The sequence below is a fragment of the Corynebacterium sp. genome (assembly GCF_030538285.1).
In the GTDB taxonomy this organism is placed as follows: Bacteria; Actinomycetota; Actinomycetes; order Mycobacteriales; family Mycobacteriaceae; genus Corynebacterium.
Genome location: NZ_JAUNUG010000053.1, coordinates 1 through 14,577, shown reverse-complemented (window position 1 = coordinate 14,577; position 14,577 = coordinate 1). Strand labels below are relative to the sequence as shown.

Genomic DNA, 14,577 nt, shown 5'->3' with positions numbered 1-14,577 from the left:
TCCAACCCGGACGACGTCGCCCGCGTCGAGTCCCGCACCTTCATCTGCTCCGAGAAGGAAGAGGACGCCGGCGTCACCAACAACTGGGCCGACCCGGCCGAGATGAAGAAGGAGATGACCGAGGTCTTCCGCGGCGCCATGAAGGGCCGCACTATGTACGTCGTCCCGTTCTGCATGGGCCCCATCACCGACCCGGACCCGAAGCTGGGCGTCCAGCTCACCGACTCCGCCTACGTCGTCCTCTCCATGCGCATCATGACCCGCATGGGCGCTGAGGCCCTGGAGAAGATCGGCACCGACGGGGACTTCGTCCACGCCCTCCACTCCGTCGGCGCTCCGCTGGAGCCGGGCCAGGAGGATGTGCCGTGGCCGTGCAACGACACCAAGTACATCACCCACTTCCCGGAGACCAAGGAAATCTGGTCCTACGGCTCCGGTTACGGCGGCAACGCCATCCTGGCCAAGAAGTGCTACGCCCTGCGTATCGCCTCCGTCATGGCGAAGGAGGAGGGCTGGATGGCTGAGCACATGCTCATCCTCAAGCTCAACTCCCCGGAGGGCAAGAGCTACAACATCGCCGCCGCCTTCCCGTCCGCCTGCGGTAAGACCAACCTCGCGATGATCACCCCGACCATCGAGGGCTGGACCGCCGAGGTCGTCGGTGACGACATCGCCTGGCTCAAGCTGCGCGAGGACGGCCTCTACGCCGTCAACCCGGAGAACGGCTTCTTCGGTGTCGCCCCGGGCACCAACTACGCCTCCAACCCGATCGCCATGGAGACCATGGAGCCGGGCAACACCCTGTTCACCAACGTCGCCCTCACCGACGACGGCGATGTCTGGTGGGAGGGCATGGACGGCGAGAAGCCGGCCCACCTCATCGACTGGCTGGGCAACGACTGGACCCCGGAGTCCGGCACCAACGCCGCGCACCCGAACTCCCGCTACTGCGTCGCCATCGACCAGTGCCCGGTGGCCGCACCGGAGTTCAACGACCCGAAGGGTGTCAAGATCGACGCCATCCTCTTCGGTGGCCGCCGCGCCGACACTGTCCCGCTGGTCTCCCAGGCCTACGACTGGGAGCACGGCACCTTCATCGGCGCCACCCTGGCCTCCGGTCAGACCGCTGCCTCCGCTGAGGCGAAGGTCGGCTCCCTGCGCCACGACCCGATGGCCATGCTGCCGTTCATGGGCTACAACGCCGGTGACTACCTGCAGCACTGGATCGACATGGGCAAGGACGGCGGCGACCGCATGCCGGAGATCTTCCTGGTCAACTGGTTCCGTCGCGGTGAGGATGGCCGCTTCCTGTGGCCGGGCTTCGGTGACAACTCCCGCGTGCTGAAGTGGGTCGTCGAGCGCATCGAGGGCAAGGTCGGCGCCGAGGAGACCGTCGTGGGCCAGACCGCCCGCGCCGAGGACCTCGATCTCGAGGGCCTCGACACCCCGATCGAGGATGTCAAGGAGGCGCTGTCCGCACCTGCCGCGGATTGGGCCCGTGACGTGGCCGACGACGAGGAGTACCTCGCCTTCCTCGGCCCGCGCGTCCCGAACGAGGTCCACGAGCAGCTGGGCAAGCTCAAGGAGCGCATCGAGGCGAACAAGAAGTAGTTCCCGCTGAGATTTCCCACCCCCCAGGTTGACCACGGTCCCTGGGGGGTGGGCTTTTTGTGGGGTGGGGCTGGGGCTGGGGCGGGCAGTCACCATGTTTGACGATATCCCCTGTGCACATGCACAGCAGATATACCCAAGTGCAGTGAGAGTGTTCGCCCGGGCTGCACAAGCCCGCACGTGCGACGTGGTGGGAGAAGACACGGTCAATGCAAATCGTCAATCTTCATTGTGAATGAAGATTCTGTGCGGTAGGCGTGTGGCGCAGGCAGACTTAACCTCACGCTTGCTTCCGCAGTACCACAACGAGGTTGGAGACGAGGAACTCGCGCAGCCACGGCACGCGCACCAGCCACCAGGCCCACGAGGGGTGGTAGCGGGGGAAGGCGAGCAGGAGCTCAGCGTCGGCGGCACGGGCCCAGCGCAGGCCCGCGGCGGCGGAGACAGCGAACAGCGACTCACCCCATACGTTCTTGGGTTCCCGCCCGTGCTTCGCCGCGTATCGACGCCGCGCGTATTCCCCACCCACGTAGTGCTCCCACAGGCCGGTCTCGTGCCCGCCGAAGGGGCCCAGCCACACGGTGTAGCTGAGTACCATCAGCCCGCCGGGGCGGGTGACGCGGAGCATCTCCTCCGCCATGGCCCACGGTGTGGGGACGTGTTCGGCGACGTTGGAGGAGTAGGCCACGTCGAAGGTGGAGTCGGCGAAGGGCAGGGCCTGGCCTTCGCCACGCACGGAGCCGGGGACGGTGATGCCGGCGGCGGCCATTTCGCCGACGTCGGGTTCGACCGGGACGTACCAGGCGCCGCGGGCGGCGAAGGCCTCGGCGAAGTAGCCGGGGCCGCCGCCGACGTCGAGGACGGCGCGGCCGGACAAGTTGGTACCGGTGGCGTCGATAAGCAGGGCGTCGAGGAGCGCGGCGGTGTCCTGGGCCAACGGCCGGTAGAACAGCGGCGGGTGTGCCTGCTCGTGGCGGATGGCGCGCAGCAGGGACCAGGAGCGGGCGAGGGTCGCGAGGCGGCGGGTACGGGCGAACACACCCTGTAGGCTAGTCGGGACCATGAAGATCCTTCTGTTGTGCTGGCGCGATTCGACTCATCCGCAGGGTGGGGGCTCGGAACGCTACCTGGAACGCGTCGGTGAGTACCTGGCGCGGGCCGGCCATGAGGTGGTCTACCGCACGGCGGGGCACACGGATGCTCCGCGGCGCAGCCACCGCGAGGGGGTGCGCTATTCCCGCAGCGGCGGGAAGTTCAGCGTGTACCCGCGGGCGTGGGTAGGGATTGTGCTGGGGCGGTTGGGGATCGGCACCCTGGGCGATGTCGACGTGGTGGTGGACACCCAGAACGGCATCCCCTTTTTCGCGCGCTTGGTCTCGGGGGTGCCCACGGTGCTGCTCACCCACCACTGCCACCGGGAGCAGTGGCCCGTAGCGGGTGCAGCCATCGCGCGGCTGGGCTGGTTCCTGGAATCGCAGGTCGCGCCGCGGGTGTACCGGGGGGCGCCGTACGTGACTGTGTCTCAGGCCTCGCGGGAGGAACTCATCGGGCTGGGCGTGCGGGCAGAGGATATTGAAATCATCACCAACGGGGTGGATCCGGTGCCCGCGGAGGTCCCGCAGCTGCGCCGGGCTAAGGGCACGTCCTACCTGGTGACGCTTTCCCGCCTGGTGCCGCATAAGCAGCTGGAGCATGCCATCGATGTGGTGGCGGCGCTGCGGGAGCGGGAACTGGTGCTCGATGTCATCGGGTCTGGTTGGTGGGACGATGAGCTGCGCGACTACGCCCGGCAGCGGGGTGTGGCTGACCGCGTCGTCTTCCACGGGCAGGTCACCGAGGATTACAAGCATGCGCTGCTGGCGCGGGCGAGCATCCATCTCATGCCCTCCCGGAAGGAGGGCTGGGGGCTGGCTGTCATGGAGGCCGCCCAGCACGGGGTGCCCACGATCGGTTATCGCTCGGCGGGTGGCCTGCGGGATTCCATCGTGGACGGGGAGACCGGCCTGCTGGCGGACACACCCGCGGAGTTCACGGTGCTGACTGAGCGATTGCTGGATACCCCGGAGCTTGGCGCCCGCCTCGGGGCCGCGGCCCGCACCCGGGCCGGGGAGTTCTCGTGGGAGCTCACCGGCGCGCGATTTTCCGCACTCCTACAGCGACTAGGGGCATAGCCAGCCACCCGAGGAGCAGCGCCAACCCCAGGGCGCGGGGTTGCGGTGGGGCGGCGGTCTCCACGATCTGCTCACCGTCGACGATGACGCCGATACCGAGTTCTTCCAGCCGGCCCAGGTCGCGGCCCTCCCACGCCTCGGTGGCCGCCATCCAGCGGGGGGAGGGTGCATCGACGATGACCCCATCGACGGTGAGCATCCCCGACTCGACGGTGGGCAGCGCCTTGAGCAGTGGGTTGAGGATGATCTGCCCGCCGGGGCGGTAGGTGAGCGGGGGCTGGTCCACGAGCAGGGTGTCGCGGCCGGCGACCCGTTCCACCAACGCCGCATCCACCTCGATATGGTGTGGGGCCAGTGGGGCGAGCGCCCGCGGGGCATCGGGCACCTGCAGCAGGATCAGGGCGATAAGCGCGGCCGGGAACCTGCTTATCGACGCCACCGCCGCCACATACGCCGGCAAAGCCAGGACGGTCAGCTTGCTGGCGTCGCGCAGCAGCCCCGCGCCGGGCAGCTGGGTGACGGCGAAGGCGAAGGCCTCGGGCAACAGCCAGGAGAACAACGCCCCGCCGAGGCCGAGGGCGGCGAGTACCAGCAGCGGCCCCGGCACCTGCCGGACACGGGTGGCCAGCACGGCGAAGAGCAGGACGCCGAACACCGCGAAACCGGCCTCGCGGGAGGCGGGCACGGCGTCGGCGTTCCAGATCCCGCCGAGTCCGAGGATCGCCCCGGCCGTGCCCACGAAGCCCTCGGCGCGCGGGGCGAAGGCGGCGACCGACGCCGCGGACACGCTGCTCCCGCCGAGCAGCCCGGGCACCAGCCACGGCAGGGTGCAGGCGAGGGAGAATGCCAGGGTGGCCAGGCGGTGGCGGGCCGTGGCCACCGCGGTGAACAGCGCGAACACAGCCCCGGTGGGTGTCAGCGAGGCCGCCCACACCGCTAGCCACTGACACCCCGTGCGCCCGCTGAGGCCGCAGGCGGCGATGAGCGGCAGCAACCAGCCCGCGATGACCAGTGACCAGTGGCCCTGTAACAGGCGTTCCACCGTGAATGGGTTCCAGAGGGTGAGGGTGAGGGCGGTAAGCGTCGATAAGCGGGAACCACCCTGGTGCCGGGCGAGAAGCACCGCACCATAACAACCGGCGACCGCCCCGGCCAGCAGCAGGGCCCGCGCCACCCAGGAGGCCGGCAGCACCTGGCCGGCCAGGGCGAGCAGACCGTCCTGCGGGGCGTTGCGGGCCGGTAAGTCACCGACTCCCAGCGCGCCGGCGGACAGGGCGGGCGAATCCAGCACGAGCATGTCGCGCAGGGCGAGTTGGCCGGGTAGAAACAGCGGCCACAGCAACACCCCGATGAGCACACCGGCCCACAGGGGAGCCCACCGCATGTTAAGCCTTCCGGCGCTCACGGATGAGCAGGGCCACCGCCACCAGCACCAGGATGAGGGACAGAGACTTCAAGCCCACGGAGAATACCTGCAACCACCGCATGGTGGACAGCTGTTCGCTGGCGGTGGTGTGCTGCTGGGCGCGGGTGTCGGCGTCCCAGGGCGCGTCGCTGAAAAACACCGAGTAGTCGGGGTCGCCGTGAAAGGCCCGCGCGGTACTTTCGGCGTCGTCGTTGGCAAAATAGATGTGGTTCAACTCACGCTGGTTGAGGATGGTGCCGGTCTCCGGTTCCACCCACAGCGTGCGGTCCACGGCGTAGTGGAGGGCGCCGAAACCAGAGGACTCCAGCAGGTCGAGGGGCCCATCGAACTCCGGGTCCAGGGAGATAGCGTTGGGGCTGTCCCGATCCAGGGCCTCGCCGTCGAGGCGATAGTGGAAAACATAGGCGTCGATGCCGTCGACTTCCTCCTCCCCGACGTAGTCAAGCAGGACGGTGTCCACGAGGGAGATGTCGAACCACGGGTAGGACACCCGCTGAGTGGGGAAGGGGAAAAACAGGTGCATTCCTTCCCGGACGAAGGGGTCGGTGGCCATACCGCTGGACAGATCCGGCACCGAAACCGCCATCTGCGCGGAGGGTGTGGGAATAGGCAGCACGGTGTGCGCGTCGACGATGGCGGTGTTGCGGATTTCCGCCATGACGGTGTCCATCATCCAGACCTGCATGACCGACTCCACGGAGACGGTGTCCTTCTCATCTGTTTCGCTGGTGGTGACGGCGGTGACTTGCTGGGAAGGGATGATGGCGGAGAGGCAGCGTGACGGGGTTTCGAGGGTGATCGGTTCGGTGCATTCGGGGAGATCCCGGTTGGGTTCCGGGATGGTGTCGCCGGCATGGGAGGTGACGAGGCTGACGGTCTCGCTTGGTTCGGTGGCATAGGTGAAGGACTGTCCCGGTTTCAGGGGGCGCATCGTGTTGATGATGGCGGGAGGGACAGCAGAGGCGATGACGAAAACGAGCGCCGCGAGCAGCAGGAGCTGGATCGGACGGCGGCGCAGGATGCCTCGTGTCACAGGTGTTGCTCCTTATGGATACACTCGCCGGAAAGGGAGGTGACGGCCATGAGTACGAGGACCGCTGCCGTTCCGGATTCGTCTACATCGTACAAGGCCCGGCACCTTCCGGGGCTGGAAGGGCTGCGGGCAGTGGCGGCCGGTGGGGTGATTGCCACCCATGTCGCGTTCCAGACGGGCGTCGATCCGGGGTCGACAGTAGGGTCCGTTTTGGCCCGTTTCGATTTCTTTGTGCCCGTATTTTTCGCGTTGTCGGCATTTTTGTTGTGGCGTGGGCACCGCACGGATCGTCGCTTATCGACGATCACCCGCTACCTCCTCAACCGCACCGGCCGCATCGTGCCCGCCTACCTGGTGTGCGTGATCCTGGTCATCCTGCTGCTGCCGGAGGCCGCCCGTATGAGCGGGGAGCAGGTCGCCGCCAACCTCACGCTCACCCAGGTGTATTGGGCGGATGGGCTGGCACCGGGCCTGACACACCTGTGGTCACTGAGCGTGGAAGCCACCTTCTACCTGGTGTTACCCCTGCTGGCGTTGACAGTGGGGCGCCTGCCACGCCGCGCGCTGGTACTGGTGGCCCTGGGGGCGGTGTCGCTGGGCTGGGCGTACCTGCCGTGGGTGAATGAGGCGGAGGTCAACCGCCAGATCTGGTTGCCGGGGTCTTTCCTGTGGTTTGTGGTCGGCATGCTCGCCGCGGAGGCCGAGGGCAGGGTGCCGCCGGTGGTGCGCCGCGCCCTGCGGGTGCGGTGGGTGTGGTGGCTACTGGCTCTGCTGAGCGCCTGGGTGGCGGGACAGGAATGGTACGGGCCGCTGGGGCTCACGCACCCGGAGCCAGATGAGTATGTCCGGCGCGTCCTGGCGGGGGCGGTGTTCGCGGCGGCGATCGTCGTGCCGGAGGCGCTGGATCCGGGGGCCCGCTGGCTGCAGCACCCGGTGATGCAGGCGTTGGGCAGGTGGTCCTACTCGATCTTCCTGTGGCACGTGGCGCTGCTGTCGTTGGCGTTTCCGCTGTTGGGGCTGGACTATTTCTCCGGCGGTTTCCTCCCGGTGCTGCTGGTCACGCTGGCGTTGACGGTGCCGGTTTCGGCCGCCAGTTTCGTTTTCGTGGAGGAACCGGGAACCAGGCTGGTGAGGGCGGCGACGAGCAGGATGGCCAGGACCGGCGAATCCCCGGCATAGTCGGCGGCCGGCCACGTTCCGCGGGCCAGCCACGCCCCGGCGATGCCGATGAGCGTGAAGGCCAGCACTCCCGGCGGGATGAGCGTGACACGGCGGATGACGAGGGTGGCGCCGAAGGCCGCCAGTCCCGGCCAGCCCGCTACCAGCCCGGCGGTGACGGCGGCGAGCACCACGACACCCCTGCTTGTCGACGCCCCGAGCCGCCCTGCCCGCGGTCTGCCCACCGCCAGCGTGGTGGCGGCGGCGAGGACTGTGAGCAGCGCGAGGACACCGCCGCCGAACAACCAGGCCCGGTAGGTGCTGTCCGCGGCAAAGCTCATCTCCACGGTGCCTCCTGCCCCGGCGGGGATGCGGAAGGCCTGGGTGGCGGCGTCGACGGTGGTCGGTTCCAGTGCGGTGTCGCCGAGGGTGGCCTGCAGCCCGGGGTTGGCGGCACGACCCGTGATCAGCAGGCGCGGCTCCTCGGACGGGGCGATGTCCCGGCCGGTCGGTTGGCTGGCGGGGGAGGGGTCGAAGCCTTCCTCGGTGAGGGTGACCCACTCGGCAGCCGTGCGCAAGGTGTGCGGGCCGGGCTCCAATTCGACGATGTCGCCGGGGGTGTATTCGGTGTTGTTGATGGTGAGGGGGGAGGGGGCGTCGATAAGCAGGGTGAGGGGGCGGGGCGCGGTGAACGCGCGGATGAGGTGCCCGGTGTCCAGCGTCAGGCGCTGGAAGAGGAACTGGCGCACGTCAGGGGAGGTGTCGGGGACGGTGACGATGCGCTCCAGCGGATGCCCCGCGATGGACACCTCCGCGATGCCGACCGACTCGCTCAAGGTCAGGCGCAGGGTGTCATGGGTGCCGGGGAGGGTGAAGGTGTCGGGGCCATCGACTGTGTGGCCGTTGATATCGAGCGTGGTGTCCTCGGTGGTGGTGACGGTGATCTCCGGGTCAATGAGCGTGTCGGCGGGGCGCAGTTCCAGCCACTGACCTGCGGCGGGGCCGGGGGTGGGCCACCAGGCGGTGTCCTCCTCCCCGTCGACGGCGGCGGTGGGGGAGCGCGCCGGGTCGGCGCCGCCGAAGCTGGTGGCATCGGAGGCCGAGGAACTGGCGCGCACGGTGCCGCCGTGAGATTCCACAACGGTGAAGGGCCCGGCGGAGGGGTAATCGGGGACCTTATTGCGCACGTCCGCCCCCTCGGCGCGGGTGGCCAGCGGCGCGGACACCGCCCCTGCGAGGGAGCCGTAGTTGCGTACGGTCAGCGCCGGGGTGTCGGTGACTACCTCGGCATTCTTATCGACGAGCACCCGCGGCCCCGGCCCGTGCAGCATGTCCAGCACCGCGAGGGATTCCCCTCCGCCGGCCACCCGCACCGGTTCCGCGCTGCTTAAGAGCATGTCGACGGCCGGATCGAGGATGAGCACCTCGACGTCACCGAAGCGATGCAGCTGCGTATCCGTGGCCTGGGCCAGGGGGCGCAGGGACCCGGGATCACCGGACTCCAGATCACGGCGGTTGAGCAGGGCGCCGATGCCCAGGCGCTCCAGGGCGCGGGCCCCCGCGACGGGATCGTGCTCGAGGACGGCCATGACCCCGTCGAGCCCGCGGATCGCCTCCGGTGGGATGAGGGGGATGGCGTCGCGGACGGCCCAGGGGACGTCAAGAAGCGGCTGGGCGGGTTCATCGCGCGTCCACCCCCAGCTCTGTCGGGCGAAGGAGGACTCCGGCACGATGAGCGTGCGGGTGCCCGCCGCTTCCCGGTTGAGCAGGTTCGTCGCCTCCTGCCAGTACCCGGGCACGTGCTCCCACGCCCCCTGCGGCAGCAGGCGTCCCGACCAGGCCGGGGCCAGGGCCGCGATCCCGCAGACCAGCACCAGCCCGGCGGCTGCTTCTCGACGCCCCAGGTTCAGCGTCGCAGGCAGCGGCAGGTGGGTGCCCAGTCCGGCCAGGCCGATGAGCAGCGGGATACGCACCAGCGGGTCGAATTTATGGAGGTTGCGGAAGGGGGCGAGGGGGCCGTCGAGAAGCTCCAGCCAGGGGGTGAAGGAGGTTCCCAGGATGGCGACGCCTATAAGCAGCATCGACACCCACAGGCCGCGGTGCGGGGTAGTGCGCAGCGTCAGCCCCCACGCGCCGAGCGCGGCAATGGCGGCGGTGAGCAGCACGAACGTCGGGGAGCTGACCAGGAGGAACCCGGCCGTGCGCTCCGTATCCACGAAAGGTGCCCAGCTGGTGGTGCCCCGGAGGATCTCAATGAGGTTGAGCCAGCGGGTGGTCACATAGGAGGACTCGATGAAGTCCGTGAAAGGCGGGGCGTAGCGGCCCAGGATGAAAAGCGGCCCGATCCACCACAGGCTCACCGCCAGGCAGCCGAGAAGCCAGCCCGCGGTCGTGCGCAGCGCGCGGGCATCGCGGCGGAGGATCCGCCACGCCAGGACGAGCCCCGCAGGCAGGCAGGCGGCCAGCGTCGCGGTGGCATTGACCGCCCCCATGAGCGCCACCGGGATCACTGCTGCCGCCACCGCCCGCCAACCCAGTCGCCCAAGGAAGGGCAGCATCACCCACGGCGCCACCATCACCGGCCAAGTCTCCGAGGAGATCGCCGTCAACGTCGTCATCGTGCGCGGGGAGAGCGCGAACAGCATTGCCGCCAGCACCTGGAACACCGGCGTGCCCGTGCCGGAGCGGCGCAACAGCAGCAGGAAACCCGAATAGCCCACCCCGAGTACCAGCCACCACCACAACCGCTGCGCCACCCAATCCGGCAACGGATCGGTGAGCACGAAGAACGCCCCGTGCGGGAACAGATAACCGTAGGCCTGATTCTGCAGCTGCCCGAGCGTGAACGTGTCCGTCCACGCGTGCGTGGCCTGGGCCAGGAAACCGAGCGGATCGACCGCCAGATCATGCTTGGTGTCGGCGGCGATCTGCCCGGGTGGCTGCAGCAGGCTGATCAGCCCAAGGACGACCCAGCCCAGAAGGTGCATGAACTAGCCGCGGGTGCCGTACTCCGGGCCACCCAGCAGGGCCTCATCGGCGGGCACCGCATTGCCCTGCGGCACAGAATCCTGGCCCGAGAAGGAGGCGACACCGATGACCGACACCACGCCGAGAGCCACACCGACCACCGCGGAAGCGATGACGGAGCTCACTGAACGGCGGTTGACGGAACCGGAGGAAGCTGACATGGGTATCAATTCTACTCCTCTGACTCCGGCGGAACAACGAACACGGGGATACCGGCGTTGTTAAGCACACCTTCCGTCGTCGAGGACTGCCAGAATCCCCGCCACCCCGTGGCCCCCCGCGAACCGGTGACAATGACATCCGGGCGCAACTCCTGCGCCGCCTCACAGATCGCCGACCAGGTCGTGGTCTCCGACTCCACCAGATGCGCCCGGGCCTCCAGGCCCAGGTCCGCGGCCAGGTTGACTCCCTCCCGGCATGCCGCCTGCGCCTGCTGGTAGGCGGCATCCTCCTGCTCTGTATCCGTGACCCATTCGGCCTGGTGCAACCCGGAAATGCTCACCGCCCGGGCCGCCGTCCGGTGCACCGGCTCCCACGCGGTGAGAATCTCCACCCGGCGTGGGGCCAACAGCCGGGCAGCCAGGGTGAGCGCGCGCCGGGACTCCGCGGACCCGTCGAAAGCGATGAGCATGGAGGACTGATTCGGGGACGTCATAGGGCCACTCTAACGAGACATCGGGCACACTGTGAGGGTGCGACTCTTCAACCTGACTCGACTTCTCCCCCCACTCCTGCTTGTCGCAGGACTGGCCGGGTGTTCCTCGAGTGAGCCCGCACCCGCCCCGACGGTGACCGAAACCACGACTGAGACGGTGACGACGGTGACGTCGATAAGCGATACCCCGGAGGAACAACGTGCCAAAGTTGCCTCCCTCATGGTCGTCGGCGTGGACAACTACGACGACGCGCTGTGGAAACTGCGGCAAGGCGTCGGCGGGATCTTCATCACCAGCTGGGCCAACCCCGAACTGCTCACCACCGAAGGGCGCAATATCGTCGCGCTGCGTGAAGAGATCGGGCGGCCGTTCTCCGTGTCCATCGATTATGAGGGTGGGCGGGTGCAGCGGCACGCCCACGTCATCGGGCCGCGGATGTCGCCGCGTGAAATGGCCGCCACGATGAGCCCGGAAGAAGTGGAGGATTACGCCCGCAACCTGGGCAATTCGCTGCGCTGGCACGGGGTGACCGTGGATTTCGCGCCGGTGCTCGACATTGATGGCGCGGGCCTGGACGTCGTCGGCGACCGTGCCTTCTCCCAGGACCCGGCAGTGGCCGGGGAGTATGGTGCGGCTTTCGCCCGGGGACTGCAGGAAGCACACATCACGCCCGTGTTCAAACACTTCCCCGGCCATGGCCAGGCCAGCGGCGACACCCACCATCAGCTCGCCGTCACCCCGCCGTACGAGAACATCGCCGCCACCGATCTGGCGCCCTACGCCACCGCCCTGCCGCAGGTCGACGCCGCCGTCATGGTCGGACACATGGTCGTGCCTGGACTCGGTGACGGTGCCACCCCCTCCAGCCTTGATCCGGCCGTCTACGAACTGCTGCGCTCCGGCGGGTATCCGGGAGGGAAGCCTTTCGACGGGGTTGTCTACACCGATGACCTCACCGGGATGCGCGCCATCACCGACCGCTGGACCTTGCCGCAGGCCGTCGTCGCCGCCGTCCGAGCCGGCGCTGACCAGCCGCTATTCTCCTCCGGAGGGGCGCTTATCGACGCCATCGATGCCCTCGACGCCGCCGTCACCGCCGGGGAAGTTCCCGTCGAGCGGCTCAACGACGCCGCCGACCGCGTCGCCCGCCACCTCTCCGGCGGGTGATTCGGCCACCGAAACTGGGCAAAGGCACTATCGGCAACTAATGTGTGCGGTGTGAGCCAGTCAAACAGCCAGGATAGTGGCGGGAAGGGCCTGCGGATCGCTCTCGGGGCGGTCGTGGGCCTTTTTGCGCTGTTCGGAATCGTCTACGGGGTCGACTACGCCCTGACCAAGGGCGATGTCCCGCGCGGCACCTCTGTCGGTGGCGTGGAGATCGGCGGCATGGAACCCGCCGCCGCGCAGGAGCTTTTGGAGTCTGAGCTGGGCGGGAACGTCGATAAGCCCGTCGAGGTCTCAGCCGCGGAACGCACCGCCACGCTGGTGCCCGCCACCGCCGGGCTGTCCATTGACTTCGCGGAGACCGTCGCCCAGATCGGCACCGAACCCGCCAACCCCTTCCTCCGCCTCGAAGGCCTCGTGAGCACGCGCGAAGCCGAAATCGTCTCCCGCGTCGACGACACTGCCCTGGCCCCCGAACTCGAACGTCTCCACGGTGAACTTACCGCCGAGCCCGCCGACGGCGCCGTCTCGCTTATCGACGGCCGCGTCGACGCCACCGCCCCCATCTACGGCCAGGACATCGACCCCGCCCAGCTGCGCGAACGCGTCACCGCCGACTGGCTGGACCCCGACGGCGTCGAAGTTGAGGCCGAAGTCACCCCGCCCGCCATCGACGACGACGTCGTCGCGAAGGCCGTCGAAGGCGATGCCGCAGCCGCCGTCTCCGGGCCGCTGACCGTCCACGGCCGCGACGACATCGACGGCGTCATCGAACCCGCCCGCATGGGAGAAGTAGTCACCTTCGTGCCCGTCGACGGCGAACTCAAGACCGAGATCAACACCGAAGCCGCGCAGGGCATCCTCGACGAAACCCTCGCCGAGACCGAATCCGCCAAGCAGAACGCGCGCATCACCTTCTCCGGCGGCGGACGCCAGGTCACCCCCAGCGTCGACGGAGTCCAGATCGACTGGGAGGCAACCCTCGACGGCTTCGAAGACCGCGTTCTCGCCTCCGGGGAAGCCCGTGAGTGGGACGCCACCTACGAGGATGACCCCGCCACCTTCACCACCGACATGGCCCAGACCGCCACCTTCGACCAGACCGTCGGCGAGTTCACCACCTCCGGCTACTCCGCGGCGTCGGGCGTCAACATCGCCAAGGTGGCAGCCGTAGTCAACGGCGCCATCGTCGCCCCCGGTGACACCTTCTCCCTCAACGGTTACACCGGCCCCCGCGGCGCCGCCCAGGGCTATGTCGAATCCGGCATCATCATCAACGGCCGCGCCGGCGAGGCCGTCGGCGGTGGCATCAGCCAGTTCGCCACCACCCTCTACAACGCCGCCTACTTCGCTGGCATGGAAGATGTCGCCCACACCCCGCACAGCTACTACATCTCCCGCTACCCCGCCGGGCGTGAAGCCACCGTCTTCGAAGGGTCCATCGACCTGCAGTTCCGCAACAACTCCCAATACCCGGTGCGCCTGGAAACCGCCGTCGGCGGCGGCAACGTCACCGTCCGTCTCACCGGCGTGAAAACCGTCCAGGTCGAATCCGTCAACGGTGGCCGCTGGGCCGCCACCCAGCCGCGCGAACAGCGCGTCTCCGGCTCCGACTGCATCCCCTCCGGCGGAGCCCCCGGCTTCACCACCTCCGACACCCGCATCATCCGCGACCTCTCCGGCAACGAGATCAGCCGCGAAACCCAGACCACCGTTTACGACCCGCAGCCGATCGTGCGGTGCGCCTGACATGTCCCGCGTGTTCGACTACCCCTGGGCTGATATCTACCGGCTGTATGTGGCCAAAGTGGAACGCAAGGGACGCAGCGTCGAGGAGCTCGCGGAAGTCCTGGGGTGGCTCACCGGTTACTCCGCCTCTGAACTGCAGGAATTCGACGGTGACCTGCGGGCCTTCTTCGCGGAGGCGCCGGCGATGACCCCGGATGCTGACCGGATCACGGGTGTGGTGTGTGGCGTGCGCGTCGAAGAAGTGGAGGATCCGCTCATGCAGCAGATCCGCTGGGCCGACAAGCTTGTCGACGAGCTCGCCAAAGGCAAAGCCGTGGACAAGATCAAGCGGGCTTGAGCTGGGCGCCGCGCGCCACCGCCGCCCGCCCGCCGCCGAGCTCGGGGCTCGGGGCTCGGGATCGCCCCCTCGGGATCGCTCATTTTGGGCGCCCGGATGCTCGGGATCGCACTGATCCCTACTGCACGATCCCGAACCCCGAGGTCGCAGGAGTAAGGCCCTCACCGTGCGGTGAGGGCCTGCTTGCTCGTGGAGCCGGCGACGGTGTCTGGGTGCAGGACTTAGTTGACAGTGCTGTTCTGGGG

At 68.4% G+C, this 14,577-nt stretch carries 11 protein-coding genes and 1 pseudogene; 6 read left to right on the top strand and 6 right to left on the bottom strand.

Annotation, left to right across the window (positions count from 1 at the left end):
- Positions 1-1,611, top strand: a 1,611-nt coding sequence (locus tag Q4G50_RS12985) for a phosphoenolpyruvate carboxykinase (GTP) (protein WP_303378073.1), incomplete at its 5' end; no start/stop codon positions are given.
- A 280-nt stretch (positions 1,612-1,891) separates the two neighbouring features.
- Here the strand turns inward: Q4G50_RS12985 and Q4G50_RS12980 are convergent.
- Positions 1,892-2,650 (bottom strand): bifunctional 2-polyprenyl-6-hydroxyphenol methylase/3-demethylubiquinol 3-O-methyltransferase UbiG, encoded by a 759-nt coding sequence (locus Q4G50_RS12980; RefSeq protein ID WP_303378072.1) that lies wholly within the window; start codon positions 2,648-2,650, stop codon positions 1,892-1,894.
- Between the two features lie 22 nt (positions 2,651-2,672).
- On the opposite strand from Q4G50_RS12980, the gene Q4G50_RS12975 reads away from it, so the two are divergent.
- Positions 2,673-3,782: a glycosyltransferase family 4 protein gene (locus tag Q4G50_RS12975; protein ID WP_303378071.1), complete on the top strand. Its 1,110-nt coding sequence runs from the start codon at positions 2,673-2,675 to the stop codon at positions 3,780-3,782.
- On the opposite strand, the gene Q4G50_RS12970 is transcribed toward Q4G50_RS12975, so the two are convergent.
- Positions 3,736-5,166, bottom strand: coding sequence for a hypothetical protein (locus tag Q4G50_RS12970; RefSeq protein ID WP_303378070.1), 1,431 nt, complete (start codon positions 5,164-5,166; stop codon positions 3,736-3,738). The two genes, Q4G50_RS12975 and Q4G50_RS12970, sit on opposite strands and share 47 nt — an antisense overlap.
- 1 nt (position 5,167) lies before the next feature.
- Positions 5,168-6,241: a porin PorA family protein gene (locus Q4G50_RS12965; protein WP_303378069.1), complete on the bottom strand. Its 1,074-nt coding sequence runs from the start codon at positions 6,239-6,241 to the stop codon at positions 5,168-5,170.
- Between the two features lie 48 nt (positions 6,242-6,289).
- Between Q4G50_RS12965 and Q4G50_RS12960 the strand changes: the two are divergent.
- Positions 6,290-7,270 (top strand): annotated as a pseudogene (locus tag Q4G50_RS12960) (acyltransferase family protein); the annotation flags it as partial.
- Here Q4G50_RS12960 and Q4G50_RS12955 read toward each other — a convergent pair.
- The 3 genes from Q4G50_RS12955 to Q4G50_RS12945 are packed head-to-tail and all read right to left on the bottom strand — an operon-like array spanning position 7,264 to position 11,081.
- Complete coding sequence (locus Q4G50_RS12955) at positions 7,264-10,386, bottom strand: alpha-(1->3)-arabinofuranosyltransferase family protein (RefSeq protein ID WP_303378068.1); 3,123 nt, start codon at positions 10,384-10,386, stop codon at positions 7,264-7,266. The pseudogene Q4G50_RS12960 and the gene Q4G50_RS12955 sit on opposite strands and share 7 nt — an antisense overlap.
- Positions 10,387-10,389: 3 nt before the next feature.
- On the bottom strand, positions 10,390-10,587 hold the full coding sequence (locus Q4G50_RS12950; RefSeq protein ID WP_303378067.1) for a DUF2613 domain-containing protein: 198 nt from the start codon (positions 10,585-10,587) through the stop codon (positions 10,390-10,392).
- An 11-nt stretch (positions 10,588-10,598) separates the two neighbouring features.
- Positions 10,599-11,081, bottom strand: a complete 483-nt coding sequence (locus tag Q4G50_RS12945) for a universal stress protein (protein WP_303378066.1) — start codon at positions 11,079-11,081, stop codon at positions 10,599-10,601.
- 37 nt (positions 11,082-11,118) lie between these two features.
- On the opposite strand from Q4G50_RS12945, the gene Q4G50_RS12940 reads away from it, so the two are divergent.
- From Q4G50_RS12940 to Q4G50_RS12930, 3 genes are read left to right on the top strand one after another with little or no spacing between them, the layout of a single operon-like run.
- Positions 11,119-12,249: a glycoside hydrolase family 3 N-terminal domain-containing protein gene (locus Q4G50_RS12940; RefSeq protein ID WP_303378065.1), complete on the top strand. Its 1,131-nt coding sequence runs from the start codon at positions 11,119-11,121 to the stop codon at positions 12,247-12,249.
- A 51-nt stretch (positions 12,250-12,300) separates the two neighbouring features.
- Positions 12,301-13,995 carry a VanW family protein gene (locus tag Q4G50_RS12935; RefSeq protein ID WP_303378064.1) on the top strand — a complete coding sequence of 565 codons (1,695 nt, stop codon included), beginning with the start codon at positions 12,301-12,303 and terminating at the stop codon, positions 13,993-13,995.
- 1 nt (position 13,996) lies between these two features.
- Positions 13,997-14,332 (top strand): DUF2200 domain-containing protein, encoded by a 336-nt coding sequence (locus tag Q4G50_RS12930; RefSeq protein ID WP_303378063.1) that lies wholly within the window; start codon positions 13,997-13,999, stop codon positions 14,330-14,332.
- Positions 14,333-14,577: the final 245 nt, after the last annotated feature.